This window comes from Paenibacillus sp. 01T422 (genome assembly GCF_056398785.1).
The window spans coordinates 1-1,471 of record NZ_JBFTQB010001212.1; the positions used below are offsets into that span (position 1 = coordinate 1).

Consider the following 1,471-nt stretch of genomic DNA (forward strand, 5'->3'; position numbering starts at 1 on the left):
ATCAGGGGGAACAGGATCTGACTTCCCATGTAAACTTTAGTGCGCTGCAATTAGCAGCGCGGCAGAATGGTTTTGTAGACTGCCGGCTTCAGACGCAAAGGGAGTTCCTAGTGGAATGTGGCATTTTGGAAAGGTTGCAAAATCATTACGATCCCAATCCCTTCAGTGATGTTTCTAAGCGCAATAGGGCTATAAGACAACTGCTTCTTAGCGATCAAATGAGTGAACTGTTCAAGGTTCTTATTGCAGTGAAATGAAAAAAGGTGAACCGATGGACAACCATCGGCTCACCTTTTTGTTTGTTGTTGTTATCGTACTAAACGGACATTTTGAAAAATGACCAGTACGTAAACCCACTGAAGGAAATGATCATGTATCCCCAGAACAACAATATGTAAGTTCGTTCTGACAAGCGCATATAGCCTAGAATGACGAATACAGCTGTTTGGAAAAAGAAAATCAGAGACATAGGTATCATATCGCCAGCTAAACTCATCAGTGCGATAACAAGTGTCCAAAAACCTAGAACCCGAAACATGCGATCCATTCTCGTAACATCCCCCTCTCGTACCACGTTGCACTTTAACTACAACACATTATACCTTTTGAACAGAACAGTGTAAACCGTCAAACGGTGACGAAATTGCAAACATTTCATCATATAGATGTAGTATGCCTTTTTATCGGAATCCCATGTATGAGTGTCAAAAAAATTGGCAATACCATTTAGTATCAAATAGATTCTATGAACTCTAGTACGGGCATAGAAATAGTAATAATGGCACGAATCAATTTATACACGGGTACTCACGAATTGATTCTTCTTTATTCATACTGGAAGATGGGCCTCCTCATTAGGGTTCACCTCTTTCAGTTCGTTGCATCTGTACATTATGTTAGGAGGTTTAACCTTATGTCGGCTATAAGACAAGATGCTTGGAGCGATGAAGACGATTTAATCTTAGCGGAAGTGACTTTGCGTCACATTAGAGAAGGAAGCACGCAATTATCTGCGTTTGAAGAAGTTGGGGAACGTATTGGACGTACGGCTGCAGCATGCGGATTTCGATGGAACAGTTTTGTGAGGAAAAAATACGAAGCAGCCATCCAGATTGCGAAAGCGCAGCGTCAAAAAAGAACACAGCTTAAGAAACATGCTGCTGTATCCATCTCAGGATCATCTTCCATTGGTCTATTGGATGCACCGGAAATGTCAACGGGCAAAACAGAGGCTTTTACAGAAGAAACGTTATCTATTGATGCAGTGATCAGGTTCTTGAGACAATGGAGAAATACGTATCAAGATATGAGTCGTCATATTAAAAACTTGGAAAAAGAACTGCAGGACAAAGAAGACGAACTAGATAGACTTGGCAGAGAAAATAATAAGCTGAATAAGCAAGTGAACGAAGTTGAAACGGATTATCGGGTTGTAAATGATGATTACAAGGCGTTGATTCAAATTATGGCC

The 1,471-nt window shown here is 40.7% G+C and carries 2 protein-coding genes and 1 pseudogene; 2 read left to right on the plus strand and 1 reads right to left on the minus strand.

All coding sequences use genetic code 11. The features are described from left to right. Positions 1-257, plus strand: a pseudogene (locus AC1DUA_RS37285) (class I SAM-dependent methyltransferase); the annotation flags it as partial. A gap of 59 nt (positions 258-316) precedes the next feature. Here the strand turns inward: AC1DUA_RS37285 and AC1DUA_RS37290 are convergent. Beyond that, the gene (locus AC1DUA_RS37290; protein ID WP_029196536.1) at positions 317-547 is read right to left on the minus strand and encodes a DUF2626 domain-containing protein; all 231 of its coding nucleotides are present in this window, start codon (positions 545-547) and stop codon (positions 317-319) included. A gap of 366 nt (positions 548-913) precedes the next feature. On the opposite strand from AC1DUA_RS37290, the gene AC1DUA_RS37295 reads away from it, so the two are divergent. Further along, positions 914-1,471 (plus strand): RsfA family transcriptional regulator (locus AC1DUA_RS37295; RefSeq protein WP_477504517.1); only part of this gene is annotated, 558 nt, incomplete at its 3' end.

Coding starts and splice junctions, on each gene's coding strand:
- AC1DUA_RS37290 (WP_029196536.1), bottom strand. CDS start 547: ATGGATCGCATGTTTCGGGTTCTAGGTTTTTGGACACTTGTTATCGCA.